The 17,352-nt window shown below is 63.5% G+C and carries 15 protein-coding genes; 8 read left to right on the top strand and 7 right to left on the bottom strand.

Annotated elements, in window-relative coordinates; translation table 11 throughout:
* Window positions 1-23: 23 nt before the first annotated feature.
* Genes ACBG85_RS28195 through ACBG85_RS28185 form a run of 3 tightly spaced genes read left to right on the top strand, consistent with a single transcriptional unit; the run spans window position 24 to window position 2,604 of the window.
* On the top strand, window positions 24-494 hold the full coding sequence (locus tag ACBG85_RS28195) for an NfeD family protein (protein ID WP_054781168.1): 471 nt from the start codon (window positions 24-26) through the stop codon (window positions 492-494).
* Window positions 491-1,306: a slipin family protein gene (locus ACBG85_RS28190; RefSeq protein WP_003946040.1), complete on the top strand. Its 816-nt coding sequence runs from the start codon at window positions 491-493 to the stop codon at window positions 1,304-1,306. The genes ACBG85_RS28195 and ACBG85_RS28190 overlap by 4 nt, the downstream gene beginning before the upstream one ends.
* Before the next feature lie 59 nt (window positions 1,307-1,365).
* A complete protein-coding gene (locus tag ACBG85_RS28185) occupies window positions 1,366-2,604 on the top strand; it encodes a DUF222 domain-containing protein (RefSeq protein WP_372025638.1) in 1,239 nt (412 codons plus the stop codon).
* Between the two features lie 65 nt (window positions 2,605-2,669).
* On the opposite strand, the gene ACBG85_RS28180 is transcribed toward ACBG85_RS28185, so the two are convergent.
* A complete protein-coding gene (locus ACBG85_RS28180) occupies window positions 2,670-3,377 on the bottom strand; it encodes a pyridoxamine 5'-phosphate oxidase family protein (RefSeq protein WP_019746065.1) in 708 nt (235 codons plus the stop codon).
* A 97-nt stretch (window positions 3,378-3,474) separates the two neighbouring features.
* On the opposite strand from ACBG85_RS28180, the gene ACBG85_RS28175 reads away from it, so the two are divergent.
* Window positions 3,475-4,860, top strand: a complete 1,386-nt coding sequence (locus ACBG85_RS28175; protein ID WP_372025636.1) for a PLP-dependent aminotransferase family protein — start codon at window positions 3,475-3,477, stop codon at window positions 4,858-4,860.
* 59 nt (window positions 4,861-4,919) lie between these two features.
* Complete coding sequence (locus ACBG85_RS28170; RefSeq protein WP_372025635.1) at window positions 4,920-7,037, top strand: FAD-dependent oxidoreductase; 2,118 nt, start codon at window positions 4,920-4,922, stop codon at window positions 7,035-7,037.
* A gap of 7 nt (window positions 7,038-7,044) precedes the next feature.
* On the opposite strand, the gene ACBG85_RS28165 is transcribed toward ACBG85_RS28170, so the two are convergent.
* From ACBG85_RS28165 to ACBG85_RS28140, 6 genes are all read right to left on the bottom strand, one after another.
* Window positions 7,045-8,103 (bottom strand): isopenicillin N synthase family oxygenase, encoded by a 1,059-nt coding sequence (locus tag ACBG85_RS28165; protein ID WP_019746062.1) that lies wholly within the window; start codon window positions 8,101-8,103, stop codon window positions 7,045-7,047.
* A 143-nt stretch (window positions 8,104-8,246) separates the two neighbouring features.
* The gene (locus ACBG85_RS28160; RefSeq protein WP_003945979.1) at window positions 8,247-9,350 is read right to left on the bottom strand and encodes an inositol-3-phosphate synthase; all 1,104 of its coding nucleotides are present in this window, start codon (window positions 9,348-9,350) and stop codon (window positions 8,247-8,249) included.
* Window positions 9,343-9,906, bottom strand: a complete 564-nt coding sequence (locus ACBG85_RS28155; protein ID WP_003946014.1) for a PadR family transcriptional regulator — start codon at window positions 9,904-9,906, stop codon at window positions 9,343-9,345. The genes ACBG85_RS28160 and ACBG85_RS28155 overlap by 8 nt, the downstream gene beginning before the upstream one ends.
* Before the next feature lie 116 nt (window positions 9,907-10,022).
* Complete coding sequence (locus tag ACBG85_RS28150; protein ID WP_064689044.1) at window positions 10,023-10,793, bottom strand: DUF1707 domain-containing protein; 771 nt, start codon at window positions 10,791-10,793, stop codon at window positions 10,023-10,025.
* A gap of 9 nt (window positions 10,794-10,802) precedes the next feature.
* Window positions 10,803-11,624: a DUF1707 domain-containing protein gene (locus tag ACBG85_RS28145; protein ID WP_075834979.1), complete on the bottom strand. Its 822-nt coding sequence runs from the start codon at window positions 11,622-11,624 to the stop codon at window positions 10,803-10,805.
* Window positions 11,625-11,633: 9 nt separating this feature from the next.
* Window positions 11,634-12,473: a DUF1707 domain-containing protein gene (locus ACBG85_RS28140; RefSeq protein ID WP_372025632.1), complete on the bottom strand. Its 840-nt coding sequence runs from the start codon at window positions 12,471-12,473 to the stop codon at window positions 11,634-11,636.
* Between the two features lie 128 nt (window positions 12,474-12,601).
* Between ACBG85_RS28140 and ACBG85_RS28135 the strand changes: the two genes are divergently transcribed.
* The 3 genes from ACBG85_RS28135 (at window position 12,602) to ACBG85_RS28125 (ending at window position 17,351) form a co-directional block, all read left to right on the top strand.
* Window positions 12,602-13,021, top strand: a complete 420-nt coding sequence (locus ACBG85_RS28135) for a DUF5318 family protein (protein WP_042448217.1) — start codon at window positions 12,602-12,604, stop codon at window positions 13,019-13,021.
* 562 nt (window positions 13,022-13,583) lie between these two features.
* On the top strand, window positions 13,584-15,734 hold the full coding sequence (locus ACBG85_RS28130; RefSeq protein WP_064689047.1) for a transglycosylase domain-containing protein: 2,151 nt from the start codon (window positions 13,584-13,586) through the stop codon (window positions 15,732-15,734).
* Window positions 15,735-15,773: 39 nt separating this feature from the next.
* A complete protein-coding gene (locus tag ACBG85_RS28125; protein WP_030537124.1) occupies window positions 15,774-17,351 on the top strand; it encodes a glycosyltransferase family 87 protein in 1,578 nt (525 codons plus the stop codon).
* Window position 17,352 lies beyond the last annotated feature (1 nt).

Genomic DNA, 17,352 nt, shown 5'->3' with positions numbered 1-17,352 from the left:
CCTCGCGAGCGTGGAGACGAGTGATGACGACGATCGGTGTCGTTGCCCTGTTGCTGGGCGTCCTGTTGATCGTGGTCGAGGCGCATGCCCCAACCGCGGGGGTGCTCGGTGTGCTTGGAGCACTCATGATCGGTGCCGGCGTGTGGATGCTCTTCACGTCCGACGGTATCGGGCAATTGATCGCGATTCCGGTGACGGCGGGGGTCGCGGTAGTCGGCCTGGGCGTGGTGGCGGTAGCGAGTCGAAAAGCGCTTACCGCGCGCCGCGCTCCCGTGCGTACGGGGACGGAATCTCTTGTCGGCTCGGACGCGACCGTTCGCAGTTGGACCGGTGCGCAGGGTCAGGTCGAGCTCGACGGCGGATTATGGCGTGCTCGAATGGAATTCGGGTACGACGATTCTGTGCCCGCCGTGGGCGAATCCGTCGTCGTAGAGCAGGTTCGAGGCCTGACTCTGAAAGTGCGCCGTCGTGAACCGTGGGAGCTGCCGCTATGACCACCGTGCTTGTCGTGTTGTCCGTGTTTGTCGTGCTGATTGCAGTCCTTGTGGGCATGTCGGTGAGAGTTCTGCGCGAGTACGAGCGCGCGGTGGTGTTCCGCCTCGGTCGACTGATCACCTTGAAGGGTCCTGGTCTGGTGATTCTGGTGCCGGCGATCGATCGTATGGAGCGGGTCAGTCTGCGAACCGTCACGCTGAAGATACCGGTCCAAGAAGTGATCACTCGCGACAACGTCCCCGTGAAGGTCACCGCCGTCACGTACTTTCGGGTCGTCGACGCTGACCGTTCGATAGTCGAGGTCGAGGATTTTCTGGCCGCCACCTCACAGATCGCCCAGACCACACTGCGCTCCATTCTCGGTAAAGCTGAGTTGGACTCGCTGCTCTCCGAACGTGAACGGCTCAACGAGGACTTGCAGAAGGTAATCGATCAGCAGACCGAGCCGTGGGGAGTCAAGGTCACGACCGTCGAGATCAAGGACGTCGAGATTCCGGCCAACATGCAGCGCGCCATCGCCAGGCAAGCAGAGGCCGAACGAGAGCGGCGAGCCAAGATCATCAACGCCGACGCCGAGTTTCAGGCTTCGGCCAAGCTCGCCGAGGCGGCCGAGGTGATCAGCCGCAATCCGACCACCCTGCAGTTGCGTTATCTACAGACGCTTCACGAGATCGGTAGTGAGAACAACTCCACCGTTGTCTTCCCCTTGCCGCTGGATCTTGTCCGGCCCTTTATCGGTGGCGGAGTTGCGGCAACTCCCGCGACCCAAGAACCTGCCCGTTTCGCCTGGAATGCGAAAGTTGTTGATTAGCATCTAGTTTCGGTTCTCCATCCCTTGTATTCGAAACTATGTTCGATTAGACTTTCGGCATGGACAGTCGGGAAGCGTGGCAACTCGATGATGAGGGCCTCAAGGGTGAGGTTCTGGATCTGGTGCGTGTCCGGCACGAGTTGCAGTCGCGGATGGTGTTGCTGATCGTGGAGATGTTTTCCCGTGAGGTTCTCGGCAGGAAGGGTTTTCGGGCGATCGCGCAGTGGTTGCATGGTTCGACGAATCTGGAGATCGGCGAGTGCAGTCTGCTGGTCGGGTTGGCGCGGTTGTTGATGCTCGAACCTGTTGTCGCGGATGCGTTTCACCGTGGTGACGTTGATGCGTTGAAGGCGCGGCAGGTTGCGTCGTTTTGTCAGCATCCGCCCAAGAACATGACCCTGGCGGATGTGGACAAGGCCCGCGGGATCTTGCTTGGCCTGGCGTCGAAGAACATCGCGGATTGTGATGCGGTGCGGGCGGCGATCCGGCGGATCGAGAAGCAGTACGGAAAACGCGAGGACGGCGTTCCGGTGGGTGAGGATTCGGAGCGTAACGAGTTCTACGCCTCGAAAGGCTTGTACGGGCGCGTGTCGGTGAAGGGCGACCTGGATGCTGTGAACGGGGCCCGTCTGATCACGTTGTTGTCGAGTCTGTCGGCGCCGACGCCGGAGAAGGACGGGGTCAAGGACGCCCGCACGCCGGCGCTACGGCGGGCGGACGGGTTTTGCGAACTACTGCGGCGGTATGAGCGGGCGGGGTTGGGTCCGATCGAGGGCGGAGTGAAACCACACATCACCGTTACCGCCAGTGCGAAAGACATGACAGACCTCAAGGCGTTGAAGGACCTCTTGCCGTCGACTCAGGAACTGGGGTTCGCGTGGGCGGATTGGGTGGGCCCGATCAGTATCGATACTGCCCGGATGCTGGCGTGCGACTGCACCGTCACCCGGATCCTCCTGGACGAGAACGGTGTTCCGCTCGACTGCGGCAAAGAAGCAAGGACCGCGACGGTACCCCAGCGGCGGGCGTTGGCGGTTCGTGATGGTGGGTGCGCGTTTCCGGGATGCGGGACACCATCGGGGTGGTGCGATGCCCATCATATTGTTCACTGGAACGATGGCGGCCCAACGGATCTCGATAATCTGATCTTGTTGTGCGGTCATCATCATCGGACGATGCACCACACGGAGTGGCGGGTGGAGATCGGCCCGGATCGCAAATCGGTATTCTACCCACCGATGTCGATCGATCCGTATCAACAGCCGATCGGCGGGAACAGCCCACCTACAGCAGCCTGAACGGGCGCAACTGAATACGTACACACCGGGGCATAGCCATGCCCCGGTGTGTACGGCGTGTGCGGTCAGAGCATCGTCGAGATATGGTCCGGAAGCGCGACACCTGAGTCGAGATCCTCGGACGGGATCGGTTCACCGAAGTGCGTAGCTGCGGGAACTACTCCAGCCCAAACGGTTTCGACACCAATGTCGGCGGCATCGTCGCCGGGGCCGCCGGTGCGGGCCTTGACGGAAGCCTCGTACAACGGCAGTGCAAGAACGATGGTTGCCGCCATTTCCTTGCGCGTGTGATCCCGAAGGTGTTGGGAACGTCCGGGAACTACCTGGTCGACGATCAGATTCAAAGCCTTCACGCGTTCGTCGCCGTCGGTCACGACTCGAGGTGATCCGATGATGACGCCGCTGCGGTAGTTCATCGAGTGGTGGAAGCCCGACCGAGCCAACACGAGCCCGTCGAGGATCGTGATGGTGATGCAGATTTCGCTGTCGGGAGCCAAGCTCCGTGAAGCGACTGAACCGTGAACATAAATAGATCCGCCGCGGTCGGGGCCGTCGAGGTCGAACCCGTAGGCGGTGGGAAACACCATGGGAACTCCGCCGACGGTCACACCCATGTGGCACAGCTTCGCGGACTGCAAGACGTCGACGAGTGCCGCGCGTTCTGCGACGCCGTGGTGGCGGGCGCGCTTGTGCGTCGTACGTGCTGTCGGGGACAGCGGAATAGGTGCAGTGGGGGCAGGAGCAGGGGCAGCAAAGACAACGGAATCTGTCATGCAGACAATGCTGGTGGCAAAGTGGCTTCAAGTCATGGTCCAATCAGTGGAGACTTCGATAGGCCACTTCGATTTGCCACTTCCGGGAGGGTTCTGAATGTTTCTGCCTTCGGCGGTAGCCGTCGTCCTCGACCGGACAGATCGGCGGGCGCTCCCGGTCCAGATTGCCGACCACCTCAGAGCTGATATCCGCAGTGGTAAGGCGGCAGTGGGTCTGAGGTTACCCAGTTCCCGGAAGCTGGCGGCGGAGCTCGAGGTGGCGCGGGGCGTCGTGGAACGGGCGTATGAGCAGTTGATCGCCGAGGGTTGGCTTGTCGCTGTGCACGGCTCAGGCACCTTCGTTGCCGAGGCGCCCTCCCCCATGGTCACTCCCACGACTACACCGAAGAAGGCCGCCGACAAGATGTCACCCAGGGTGCAGCTCCGGCCGGGCGTGCCGTGGACGCCACCGCGTGCATCGGCAGCGTGGCGGCGGGCGTGGCGTGACGTCGGGTCCAAACCGCCACCTTTCGAGGATCCCGATCCTGCGGGTGACTACGAATTGCGTTCGGCACTATCGGAATTACTGGCAAGAGCCCGCGGAATGTCGGTTGAACCCGAGAGAATCCTGATCACCTCAGGTGCCACGCATGGTCTCGGCCTCGCCCTGTCGGCTCTGCGTACCCGTGGTGCTGTTCTGGCGATGGAAGATCCCGGATACCGGTATGCGTCCTCGGCCGCTACAGCCTGTGGATGGTCGCTGCTCGACGTGCCCGTCGACGCTCATGGTCTCTGTGTCGACCAACTCGAAACTGCGTCGGAGAGCTTCCGTGGCGTGTATGTGACACCGTCCCATCAGTATCCGACGGGTGGGCTGCTTCCGGTAGGTCGGCGCAACCAGTTGATCGAGTTCGCCCGCGCCCGCGACGTCGTCCTGTTCGAGGACGATTACGACTCCGAATTCCGTTACGACGTAGCGCCTTTGCCTGCGCTTGCCCAGCTGGCTCCTGATCGGGTGGTGTATCTCGGAACGGTTGCCAAGACGCTCGGCGCCGGAATTCGATTGGGCTGGTTGGTAGCTCCCCTCGACCTGGTCGACCGCATAGCAGTACACCGCAAGCGAATCGGCGACTTCCCGTCGGTTCCGCTGCAGCAAGCACTCCTGTCCCTGCTCCGTGACGGCGAATGGGATCGAGCGGTGCGTACCGCCCGGCGCAGATACCGGGAGCGTGATCGGGCGGTCGAGGAAGCGCTGTCATCGTTCGGTGAACTGCGGGGTCTCGGCGCCGGCATGCACACGACGCTCATGCTCGACGCGGATCTGGCAGCGACCGTCGCTCGCGAGGCGCTCCTGCACGGCGTCGAAGTGCCCACCCTGGTCGAGTCCACCCGAACGCACGGAGACCCCGGCGGATTGGTCATCGGCTACGGGCGAGTGGAATCCGCGGACCTCGAATATGCGCTCGAGGTGATAGCCGAGTGCCTCGCACGTCACAGCGCGTGAAGTCTCGTTGATCGGGAGTGCGGCAACGGATGGGCGTGGTCCAGTTCTAGCGTCTGCTCGTGACGATCCGAAGCCAGACCTTTCCGCACCTGCTCGCACCAGGCACCATCGGCCCGATGACCGTGCCCAATCGCGTGGTTCTCCCTGCGATGGACATGAACCTGTGTGAAGACGGGGAAATCGAAAAGGGCGACATCGACCACTTCGTGGCGCGTGCAGCTGGTGGAACGGGTCTGATCATCACCGGTTGCTGCGCTGTTGCGTATCCGCTGGGCTGCACCAGCCGCAAGGAACCGGGGCTTTCGGAAGACCGGTTCATCCCCGGTCTCAAGGCGTTGGCCGACGCAGTCCACGACGCAGGCAGCAAGCTCTGTGTGCAGATGACACACCACGGCAAGGTGGCGCGCATCGATACCCTCGACGGCCGACCGCAGTTGGTCCCGTCCACGCCGAAGCCGCCGGGTGACATGAGCGCGATGGCCGATTGCACGCCAGAAGAACTGGGCAAGATGGCTGCCATCAACGAGGGCAAGAGGGCTACGTACCACGAGGCAACCAAGGAAGATCTTGATTGGCTGGTTCGCATGTTCGCCGAGGCTGCCGGACGGGTGAAGGCGGCGGGCGGCGACGCCGTCGAGATTCACTGTGCCCACAACTACGTCCTCGGAGCGTTCCTGAGTCGGTACACGAATCAGCGCGGCGACGAGTACGGAGGTTCCATGGAGAACCGTGCTCGCCTCGCTTGTGAGGTCATTCGGGCGGTCAAGGAGGAGGTCGGTGGTGCGCTTGCCGTCATCGTGCGTCTGGCCGGTCAAGAGTACGGCGAAACCGACGGGCTGACGGTCGACGAGGCTGCTGCGGCCGCGAAGATGTTCGAAGAGGCCGGAGCTGACGCCATTCATGTCACCGGTACCGCGCTGAATGCTTTTGCCAACTTCACCGACGGACCACTGCCCGACAAGGTCGGCTACTACACCGACAATGCAACGCGAATCAAGCAGGCGATATCGATCCCCGTGATCACCGTCGGACGTATGCTCCCCGAGGTCGGCGAGAAGATGATCGCGGAAGGTCGCACGGACTTCGCCGCAATGGGCCGTCAGCTCCTGGCCGATCCACAGCTGGTGAACAAACTCAAAGACGGTGTACCCGAGCGGGTTCGGCCTTGCATCAATTGCTACGTCTGCGTGCAGGAGAACTTCTGGGACGAGACGCCGCTGTGCGCTGTCAATCCCGCGCTCGGCAACGAAGCGCTTCTCCCCTTCGTCCGGACCAGCACTCCGAAACGCATTGTTGTGGTCGGAGCGGGCCCCGGTGGTCTCGAGACGGCCCGCGTGGCCGCTGAACGTGGGCACCGAGTCACGGTGTTGGACAAGTCCGATCGCCTCGGTGGCACCCTGTGGTTCTCGAGCCTCACTACCCCGGACAACGGGCGTCTGCTCAGCTGGTTGAAAGTGGAAATCGAGCGTCTCGGTGTCGATGTTCGACTGAAGACCGAAGCCTCGGTTGCCTCGATCCGGGCACTGAATCCCGACGCCGTAGTCGTGGCCACCGGTGCGGTTCGTGAGCGGCCTAGCGTTCCGGGCGGTGATCTCCCGCATGTGCACACCGGTGATTCGTTGCGCGCGTTGATGACCGGAGCGGGAGATGTCTCACAGGTACCGCCGTTCCTGCGGACGATGGCCAAGTTGGGCAAGCTGTCCGGTATCACCAAGAGCCCCGCGGCGATCCGAGCTGTGACCCGCAAGTTCCTGCCCATGGGTAAGGACGTTGTCGTGATCGGTGGTTCGCTTGTCGGACTCGAGCTTGCAGAGTTCCTGGCCGAGCGAGGTCGCAATGTGACGCTGATCGAAGAAGGCCAGCAGTTGGGTATTCCGATGGCGATGCCGCGCCGCTGGACGGCGGTGCGCCACGCCAAGCATGTCGGTGTGAACATTCACCGCAATTCAACGGTGCAGCGAATCACCAAGGAGCACGTCGAATTCCGTTCCGGTGACAAGACACTGACCGCTCCAGCCGACATGGTTGTCGTCGCGTCGGGAGTGTCGGCGCAGGCGCCACTGGCCGATTCTCTGATCGGTGTCGTGTCCGACGTACATGTGGTCGGTGACGCGGTGAACGTCGACTACATCGAGGGCGCGATGCACACGGCGTGGAAAGTCGCGATGGATCTGTAGTTCAGCATCAGGTAGCGCTTTGTGCCGCAACGATGTCCGGCCACCAGCGGGCCGCGACATCGGGGTGCGCACGTAGTCGACTCTTGAGGGCGTTCGCCCCGTAGGAATCGTGGATCGGGTTGTTCGCGTCCACGGTGACGCCGGTGGCGCGCGCCGCGAGCTCGGGCGGTAGGTCGAACTCCGGGATCTGCGCTGCGTAGTTCGGGTTGAAGAAGAACGGCACCGAGATACGTTCACCGTCGCCCTCGGGCGAAACTACCCGGTGCACAGTCGCTTTCAAGTAGCCACCGGTAGCGACCTCGAGCAGTTCGCCGATGTTGACCACCAGCGCCCCGTCGATCGGCGGCGCGTCGATCCAGTCGCCGTCGTGCTCGACCTGCAGACCGCCCTTGCCCGGTTCGACATAGAGCAGAGTCAGCACACCCGCGTCCTTGTGTCCGCCGACGCCCTGGGAGCCGGCACCTTTCGGGCGGCCCGGGTAACGCACCACCTTGATGAGGATCGACGGATCGTGAGCGAACGCGTCGTCGAAGATGTTCGCATCCTGGCCCAGGGCTACCGCCCATTCGCGTAAGAGGCTCAATGCGATCGAGGTGAGTGTGTCGTTCCACTCGGTGATGACGTCGCGGAGTTCGGGAAGGGCGTCGGGCCACTGGTTGGGGCCCTGCAGGATCTCCCAGGCCGGTGAGGTGTCGGTGCGCTCGGCCGCGGGCTGTTCGGCCCCGATGTCGATCTGCTCGCGCCAGTCCTGCTTGCCTTCGGTCAGTTCGCCGCCGAGCCGGGTGTACCCACGGAAGTGCGGGCTGCGGACGTTCTCGATCGCGAGCTTCTCGGCAGTCGGCAGCGCGAAGAACTCGCGGGCGACGGCGAGGAGGCGGCGCTGCAGTTCGTCGGGAATTCCGTGGCCGACCAGGTAGAAGAATCCGACCTCGTGGGTGGCCTCGCGGAGCTGAGTGCGGAACTGCTCGGCGGTGTCGGGGTTCTGCGCAAGCGACAGATCGAGCACTGGCAGCGACGTAATCGACATGGGGTCCTCGATCCGTGTGATGGTTCTGATGTCCATCATTCCATGCTGAGCGGCACCCGGACCCGCACGGCAATTCGGCAGCCGCAGGCGTGATTACCCGCGCGGATGCGGAAACACCCTGCGGATAACAGAATCGGGGCCTTGCGCCGTTGGCGCAAGACCCCGAATCAGTGTGAGTCGAATTAAGCTTCGTCTGCGCCGATGATGAACGCTTCGAGCTCGATGCGAGCCTTGTCGTCGGCCATCTGGACCGGCGGGGACTTCATCAGGTAAGCGGAAGCCGGGTAAACCGGTCCACCGATGCCGCGGTCCTTGGCGATCTTGGCTGCGCGGACGGCGTCGATGATGATGCCGGCAGAGTTGGGCGAATCCCAGACCTCGAGCTTGTACTCCAGGTTCAGGGGAGCGTCACCGAAGGCGCGGCCTTCGAGGCGGACGTATGCCCACTTGCGGTCGTCGAGCCACTCCACGTAGTCCGAGGGACCGATGTGGACGTTGCGGTCGTGAACCTTGCCGGCAAGTGCGCCGGTCAGGTTGGACGTCACGGCCTGGGTCTTGGAAACCTTCTTGGACTCCAGGCGATCACGCTCGAGCATGTTCTTGAAGTCCATGTTTCCACCGACGTTGAGCTGGTAGGTGCGGTCCAGCACGACGCCGCGGTCTTCGAACAGCTTCGCCATCACGCGGTGGGTGATGGTGGCGCCGACCTGGCTCTTGATGTCGTCGCCGACGATCGGGACGCCGGCGTCCTTGAACTTGGCAGCCCACTCCGGGTCGGAAGCGATGAAGACGGGCAGAGCGTTGACGAATGCAACGCCTGCGTCGATCGCGCACTGTGCGTAGAACTTGTCAGCGTCGTCGGAACCGACGGGCAGGTAGGAGACGAGGACGTCGACCTGAGCGTCCTTGAGTGCCTTGACGACGTCGACGGGCTCGGCGTCGGACAGCTCGATGGTCTCGGCGTAGTACTTGCCGATGCCGTCGAGGGTCGGGCCACGCTGAACGGGAACGTCCAGGGGCGGGACGTCGGCGATCTTGATGGTGTTGTTCTCGCTCGCGAGGATCGCCTCGGAGAGGTCGAAGCCGACCTTCTTGGCGTCGACGTCGAACGCAGCGACGAACTGCACGTCGCGGACGTGGTACTTACCGAACTTGACGTGCATGAGGCCGGGGACCGTCTGGGTCTCGTCGGCATCCTTGTAGTAGTGGACGCCCTGAACCAGGGACGAGGCGCAGTTACCCACGCCCACAATGGCTACGCGCACCGCGGTGCTGTTCTCACCCATGGTCGGGTTCTCCTTCTTTCCGGGATGTTCCTGTTGTCGATTGCTCGGCTGCGATCAATTCGTTGAGCCAACGCACTTCGCGTTCACTCGATTCGAGTCCGAGCTGATGGAGCTGACGGGTATAGCGGTCCAGCGATCCGCTGGCCCGACCGACGGCCTCGCGGAGCCCCTCACGGCGCTCCTCGACCTGGCGTCGCCTGCCTTCGAGGATCCGCATCCGCGCTTCTGCGGGGGTGCGGCTGAAGAAGGCGAGGTGAACGCCGAAACCGTCGTCGGTGTAGTTCTGCGGCCCGGTGTCGGCGACCAGTTCGGTGAACCGTTGCCGACCTTCCGGAGTGAGCTGGTAGACGCGACGCGCCCGACGCTTGAGCGTGCCGGTGGCAGTGTCGACGTCTTCCGAGATCAATCCGTCGGCTTGCATGCGCCGCAGTGCCGGGTACAGCGATCCGTACGAGAACGCGCGGAATGCGCCGAGCAGACCAGTGAGCCGCTTACGCAGCTCGTATCCGTGCATCGGTGACTCGAGGAGCAGCCCGAGGATTGCGAGTTCGAGCAACTGACAAACCTCCCGAGTCGTTGAACCTAACCGCTTGATGCGATAACCAACTATATCGCGCCGATATATAAAACCACACTGCGGCCCGATACGTGTACCAAGGTGTCACGGCTAGATCATGGGGTGAACGGGTAAATCGACATGATTTCGCCATCGAGGGCAGCGGTCAGGTACCCGCTCTCGTCGAGGTCGTTGCCGACGTGAATTTCGATGGTCGGCACGGTTTCGGAGCTCTCGATCATGAGGTACCGCGTGGTCGGATTCTGCACGGAGGTGGTGGTTCCGGCGCCGTCGAGCAGGGCGATCACGATGCGAGGATCGAGCTGTCTGACGTCGATCTGTGTCACGTCGGGTTCGCGTGATCCTCCTGAAGTCGTGTCCTCGAGGTCGCCTCGGTAGTAGCTGTCCAGGCTCTTGCGCGGCGCGGCAGGATCGGCGCGCGTTATGCGTGCATAAGTGGGATAGATGGTCATCTCGTCGACCAGTCCGCTGCCGTACTCCGTTTCGATGGCATGGAACATCGCCCCCAGGCCGTCGACGGTGTGTAACTGTGGCTCGGGGCTCGAGAAGATCGTGACGTCGGACGCGGCGTATTTGATTCCGAAACCGATAGCCGAGACCAGTGACAGAGCGATGATCACAACGGCGATCCAACGCGTGTCCAGCGAAGGTTCTTTCCGGAGAACGGGTAGGGACGCCTCGGTCTGCAGATCGAACGTCAATTCTTCGAGATCGCCGAGAGTAACTGCAACCGCGGCGAGTTCGGTCAATTCGTCGTGCTCGGCCGCGGTGAGTTGCCCGTCGGCGAAGGCGGAGTCCAGCACTGCGCAGGTGGCCTCGCGGTCGGCGTCGCGAGCACGGGTGGTCCGGGTCAGATCGTTTGGCATGTCCGAGGCCTATCGAGGAGTGAAGGGAGACAAGCGGATCGGGCGGCCATCCGGGGTCAGCTCCATCGAACCGCTCGCGCCGAGTTCGTTGTCCACGTAGATGGAAATACGTGGATCTTGGCCCGACGAACTCATGCTGATGTGTGAGACCTTGGCGTCGGGGACGTTGAGATTGGCGGACGCTCCGGCCAGGTATCCGGCGAGTTTGTCGATGTCGACCGAGGCGAGGTCGAAGGTAGTCGTGCTGGCCGCCCGGGATGTGGAGCTCTCGCTTGGTGTGAAACCTCCACGAAAGTCGATGTCCTCCTCCAGATTCGGCGAGACAGCGGCGGCGCGAGTGACGCTTGCATGGCCGTCGTAGAAGTTGGCGGAATCGATCAGCGTCGTGCCGTACTTGGCGCTGTATCTGGTGATGAATTCCCCGATCCCGCTTGCAGTGACCGTGTTCAGCGTCGAACTCACAATGGGGGCAAGCGGTCCGACAGGTTCGGCTGCAGCCGGTGGAGGCGGTGGGGGTGAATCGTCGGCGGACAAGGTGAGGTACCCGATCAGGCCGGCGAAGATAGTCGATGCGGCTGCGAGGTACCAGATCTTGTCGATACGACGAACTTTGGCGACGGCGTTGCGCAGCGTTGCTTTCTGCAGATCGCGGACCAGCAGATCGAGCTGGCCGAGGGTGGTCGCGGTCATGGCCGCAGCCGTTCGGTTCGCGTGCTCGTCGACCGTGATCTGTCCGTCGGACAGAGCCGTATCGAGAACGGCGCAGGTATCGGAACGGTCGACGTCGCGCGCACGGGTGCGCGTAGAGGTAGTAGTCGGGGACCCACTCACCGGCTCACCCTAGCTCCCGTACGGGTAGGAACGAGAGATCTCGCCCCACGGCGTGACCTCGATGCGTCCTTGGTGGCCGAGTCCGTTCTCTGCATAGATCGCGATCTCCGGGACGCCGTAGTTCGCGTCCACGATCAAGTGGGTGATCGCGGCGTCCGAAACATTGACATAGTCGCCGATGTTCACCATGTACGGCGCGAGCTTGTCGATCTGGATGGAACCGAGGTCGAAGGTCGGCTGGCCCGCTCGCCGCGGAATGGACGTCACTTCCCTCTCGAAGCCGTCGCGAAAACTGATGGACTCGGTGAGAGCGGGAGCATCGGGGACCGCCCGGCTCACTGAGGAGTAGTCGCCGTGGAAGCTGGCGTCGTCTACGAACATGTCACCGAACTCTTCTCGATACCTCTCGATGAATGCGCCGATTCCTTCCGGCGTCAACGTGTCGATGTGTGCGATCAGGATCGGTTCGACGGTCGGCTCCGGCACCGGGGTGGTGGTCGGCAACGGCGGAGCGAGGGAAGTAGTGCTGGCATAACTGGCTGTGATGTCTTCCGAGGGCGTCAACGGTGACCGACTCCACGCCACTGCTGCGATCGCGCCGACGACGATCAGAGCAGCAGCACCGACGAACACGGCCTTTCGTGCCGTCGACGTCCGAGGCACCGTTTTGGTCTCGATCTTCGGCACCTGCAGATCGTTGACCAGGCGTGCGAGTGCGAGCAGGGTCTTCGCGGACTTCGCCTTCTCGGTCCGGTCGAAGTAGTCCTCCGCGCTCAACTGCCCTTCGGCGTACGCGGCGTCCAACACATTGCACGTTTCGACGCGATCAAGATCACGAGCGCGCGTCATCGGAGAACGAGAAGACTTCACAGGAAGTGATCGTAATGGCTGGTCGCCATGCCCCCAGCCCCCGAAATGTGTTCATCGTGACCCTCCCGAACCGTCCGTCGCGGCACGGACGCACGTACGCTGGTCAGGTGCGGATACAGCGGCAAGTTGTGGACTACGCGCTCGCGCGTCGGTCTGTGCTGGCCGAAGTGTCTGCGGGTCGGACCGACGTCAAGCAGGTGTGTGACGCCGATCCGTACCTACTCAGAGCCGCGAAGTTCCACGGCCGGGGCAGCGACGTCGTCTGCCCCATTTGCCGCAAGGAACAGTTGACGCTCGTGTCCTGGGTGTTCGGCGACAAGCTCGGTCAGGTTTCGGGATCGGCCCGAACCTCGGACGAGCTCGCTCGGCTTGCGGAAACAGCAGAGGAGTTCACGGTGCACGTTGTAGAGGTGTGCCGTACCTGCAGTTGGAACCACTTGGTGCAGTCCTATGTGCTCGGCGCAGTACCTGCGCCGCCGCGACCGCGGCGAGCACGCCCACCAAGCCGGCGCACCGCCAGCGAGTAACGCCACACCCGAAGAAGGGCCCGATCGAAGTCTGCACGTGATCGGTCCGTGACCACTGGAGATTTGATTCGTGAGTTCCCCCAGCAACAACAACCCGGGCGGCAACAACCCGGGTGGCCGTCCCGTCGGTCCCAACCGTCCCGCCGGACCTCCTCAGGGTCGTCCGCCGCAGGGACGTCCCATGGGCCCACCACCGCAGGGACGCCCTCCGATGGGTCCGCCCCCTCAGGGTCCGCCCCCTCAGGGTCGTCCAATGGGACCCCCGCCCCAGGGTCGTCCGCCGCAAGCCCGACCTTCGGGCCCGCCTCCTCAGGGCCGCCCCGCCGGTCCCCCTCCTCAGGGTCGTCCGCCGCAAGGCCGACCTGCCGGCCCGCCGCCTCGAGATCGCGCCGTAGGCGCTCAGGCGAACGAACCGACCCAGCGCGTCGCGGCAGCAGCAGCGACCACCCGTAGCAACGCGGGCACCCGCCCGCCGGTCGGACCTCCACCGACGAAGCCACCGACAGGTGGCTCCGGTGGCGGTGGCAACGACGGACAACCCCCGAAGGGAAGAAAGAGCACCGTGAAGAAGAAGTCCAAGTGGCGCACAGTTCGCCGCTCGGCCTACGTCTTGGTGGCGCTCGGTCTTGTTCTGCCCGTCCTTGCCTTCATGGCCGCGTACATCGTGCAGGACGTCCCCAAGCCCGGTGACCAAAAGACCAATCAGGTGGCGACGGTCTTCGCCGCCGACGGAAGCACCGTGATCGCTACCGTCGTCCCGCCGGACGAAGGTAACCGCGTCGAGGTCTCGCTCGATCAGGTGCCGATGCACGTTCGTAACGCCGTTCTGGCCGCAGAGGACCGCGATTTCTACTCGAACCCGGGCTTCTCGATCTCCGGTTTCGCGCGCGCAGCCCGTGACAACGTCCTCGGTCGCGACAGTGCCGGTGGTGGATCGACCATCACTCAGCAGTACGTGAAGACCGCGCTCGTCGGCTCGGAGCGTTCGCTGACGCGAAAGATGAAGGAACTCGTTCTCTCCTCGAAGATGGCCAACGAGTGGTCCAAGGACGACATTCTTGCCGCATACCTGAACACCATCTACTTCGGTCGTGGTGCGTACGGTATCGAAGCCGCGTCCAAGGCTTACTTCGGTAAGCCCGTCGACCAGCTGTCCATCGAAGAAGGCGCCGTCCTGGCGTCGTCCATCCAGCTTCCGTCGCTCCTCGATCCCGAGACCAACCCGACCGGCGCGAAGTCCCGTTGGGATTACGTGCTCGACGGCATGGTGTCCGCCGGCACGCTGGATCAGGCCGCGCGCACGCCGATGCAGTACCCCGCCTACATCCCGCTCGCCCAGGTCGACAACAGCAGCCAGGGCTCGACCGGACCTGAAGGCCTGATCAAGCGTCAGGTGCTCAAGGAGATCGGCGACGCTGGAATCAGCGAGCAGTTGCTCAACACCGAGGGCTTGCAGATCACCACGACCATCGACCCGCAGGCTCAGGCCGCAGCGGTCGAGGCAGCCCGTTCCAACATGGAGGGTGAGCCGGAGAATCTGCGTACCGCAGTTGTCTCGGTCGATCCGAAGACCGGAGCCGTCAAGGCGTACTACGGCGGTGAGGACGGCGCGGGATACGACTTCGCGAATGCCGGACTTCAGACTGGTTCCTCGTTCAAGGTGTTCGGCCTCGCAGCCGCCCTGGATCAGGGAATCCCGCTCTCGCAGATGTACGACAGCTCACCGCTGACCGTCAACGGCATCTCCATCGGCAACGTCGAAGGTGAAAGCTGCGGCACCTGCACCATCGCAGAGGCGCTCAAGCGTTCGCTGAACACCAGCTTCTACCGTCAGATGCTCAGCCTCGACGGCAACGGCCCGCAGGAAATCGCGGACATCGCTCACAAGGCAGGCATCCCGAAGGACATCCCGGGTGTCGGCCCGTCGCTCACCGAGGCCGACGGTTCCGGCCCCAACAACGGCATCGTGCTCGGCCAGTACCAGGCCCGCGTGCTCGACATGGCGTCGTCGTACGCGACACTCGCCGCGTCCGGTACGTATCACGCACCGCACTTCGTGCAGAAGGTCGTCGCGGCCGACGGCACCGTGCTGCTGGACCGCGGCGCGCCCGCCGGTGAAGACCGCATCGACGCTGCCGTGGCGGACAACGTGACGGCTGCGATGCAGCCGATCGCGGCGTACTCGCGCGGTCACAACCTGGCCGGCGGACGTCTGTCGGCGTCGAAGACAGGTACTGCGCAGCTCGGTGACACCGGAGCCAACAAGGACGCGTGGATGGTCGGCTACACGCCGTCGCTTTCGACCGCGGTCTGGGTCGGAACTCCCGACGGTGAAGCGATCACCAATTCCGGTGGCGCGATGATCTACGGCTCGGGTCTGCCTTCGGACATCTGGAAGGACACGATGGACGGCGCCCTCGAGGGCACCGACAACGAGAAGTTCCCGACGCCGGGCAAGATCAACGGTCAAGCCGGTGGTGTTCCGGAGTACACGGCTCCCGCACCGCCCAAGACGTCGGCGCCGCCGACCACCGCACCGACGACGACGGAAACCACTCCGCCGCCCGTGGTGACAACGACGCAGGTCGAGGTTCTGCCGGGCATCACGATCCCGATTCCGGGCATCTCCCGGCCGACGACAACCACGCCACAGGTACCAGGGGCAGGCGAGACCACCGAGGAAGAACCGGCAGGTGTGAGCCCCGGCCAGTAGTTGGAGGGTGGTCGGTTCGAAAGACGGTAACCTCGCGGAGTGGCCGCGAATGCTGATGATGCCGAACCGACCTCCCCCGCTCCGCTGGCCGAAGATCTTCGTTCGGCGGATTGGCGGGACGTTCCCAGTCGCAACGACGCGATGGTGTCTGCGCTGTCGGGAACCGTCGGCGGTCCGGTAGGTCGTCACGCACTGATCGGGCGCACTCGCTTCTTCACACCGATGCGAGTGATCCTTCTGCTCGCCGTGGTGTTCTTGGCTTTCGGCTGGTTCGCCAAGGCGGGCTGTATTCAGCAGGCGCCGGTCGGCGAGAGCGGGCAGGTCGGCCTCGACTGGAGTGGCAGCCGTCAGTACGTGGCGATGTGTTACTCCGATACCGTTCCGCTGTACGGAGCCGAGCGCCTCGATCAGGGAGCATTCCCGTACAAGACGTCGTGGGAAGAAGTACGCGGCGACGGTTCGATCCAGATGCGGTACATGGAGTATCCGGTCATCTCGGGGCTCTATCAGTACGGCGCAATGAAAGTCGCGAAGGCGTGGGATTCGATCACCTGGCTGCCGGGCGCGATTCAGGTGGCGCTCTATTTCAACGTCGTGGCGTTCGGGTTGGCGTTGGCGTGGCTGGTCACCGTGTGGGCGAGCACCCTGCTGGCCGGACGACGAGTGTGGGACGGCGCTCTCATCGCGTGTTCCCCGTTGGTGATCGTGCACGTGTTCACGAACTTCGATCCTCTGGCGACGGCGTTCGCGGCGGGTGGGTTGTTGGCATGGGCACGTAAGCGGCCCGTGCTCGCGGGAATCCTGCTCGGCCTGGGCGGCGCTGCGAAGCTCTACCCGCTGCTCCTACTGGGACCGCTATTGGTCCTGTGTCTGCGCGCGGGCAAGACGAGGGACTGGCTGGTGACCGCTCTCAGCGCGGTCGCGGCATGGCTTGCGGTGAACCTGCCCATTGCCGCGCTGTACCCCCATGGTTGGTACGAATTCTTCCGGCTCAACTCCGAACGCGGGGCCGATCCGGATTCGCTCTACAACGTGATCGCGTCGTTCACGTCGTGGAAGGGCCTCGACGGTCCTCTCGCACAGGGTGAGTCACCGTCGAATCTCAACGCCGTCTCTCTGCTTTTGTTCGTGGCCGTCTGCATCGGTGTCGGATACGTCGCCCTGACGGCGCAGCGTCGTCCGCGAGTTGCGCAGCTGTGCTTCCTGTTGGTGGCGGGCTTCCTGCTCACGAACAAGGTGTGGAGCCCGCAGTATTCTCTGTGGCTGGTGCCGCTGGCCGTGTTGGCCTTGCCGCACCGCAGACTCCTGCTCGCGTGGATGACCATCGACGCCCTGGTCTGGGTTCCACGAATGATGTATTACCTCGGTGTGTCCAACAAGGGGCTGCCCGAGCAGTGGTTCACCGGAACCGTCGTGATCCGGGACATCGCGGTACTCGTTCTGTGCGCGCTGGTGCTCCGGCAGATCTACCGGCCGTCGGAGGATCTCGTGCGGTACGGGTTCATCGACGATCCGGCGGGCGGTGTTCTCGATCAAGCACCGGACAAACAACCTGCCTGGCTACCCGGTTGGCTGAAGCCGTCCAAGGCGAAGGAACCGGAACCCGTCACGGTCTGAG

The sequence above is a fragment of the Rhodococcus sp. NyZ502 genome (assembly GCF_041464245.1).
Lineage (GTDB): Bacteria > Actinomycetota > Actinomycetes > Mycobacteriales > Mycobacteriaceae > Rhodococcus_F > Rhodococcus_F qingshengii.
Note: the sequence above shows the minus strand (reverse complement) of the source record. Positions and strands in the feature narration are given on the sequence as shown.

Bases quoted from the DNA above. Each gene is read 5' to 3' on its own strand.
- ACBG85_RS28180 (WP_019746065.1), bottom strand. From the start codon at position 3,377: ATGACAGATTCCGTTGTCTTTGCTGCCCCTGCTCCTGCCCCCACTGCA.
- ACBG85_RS28150 (WP_064689044.1), bottom strand. From the start codon at position 10,793: ATGCCAAACGATCTGACCCGGACCACCCGTGCTCGCGACGCCGACCGC.
- ACBG85_RS28165 (WP_019746062.1), bottom strand. From the start codon at position 8,103: ATGATGGACATCAGAACCATCACACGGATCGAGGACCCCATGTCGATT.
- ACBG85_RS28140 (WP_372025632.1), bottom strand. From the start codon at position 12,473: ATGACGCGCGCTCGTGATCTTGATCGCGTCGAAACGTGCAATGTGTTG.
- ACBG85_RS28190 (WP_003946040.1), top strand. From the start codon at position 491: ATGACCACCGTGCTTGTCGTGTTGTCCGTGTTTGTCGTGCTGATTGCA.
- ACBG85_RS28195 (WP_054781168.1), top strand. From the start codon at position 24: ATGACGACGATCGGTGTCGTTGCCCTGTTGCTGGGCGTCCTGTTGATC.
- ACBG85_RS28160 (WP_003945979.1), bottom strand. From the start codon at position 9,350: ATGGGTGAGAACAGCACCGCGGTGCGCGTAGCCATTGTGGGCGTGGGT.
- ACBG85_RS28175 (WP_372025636.1), top strand. From the start codon at position 3,475: ATGTTTCTGCCTTCGGCGGTAGCCGTCGTCCTCGACCGGACAGATCGG.
- ACBG85_RS28185 (WP_372025638.1), top strand. From the start codon at position 1,366: ATGGACAGTCGGGAAGCGTGGCAACTCGATGATGAGGGCCTCAAGGGT.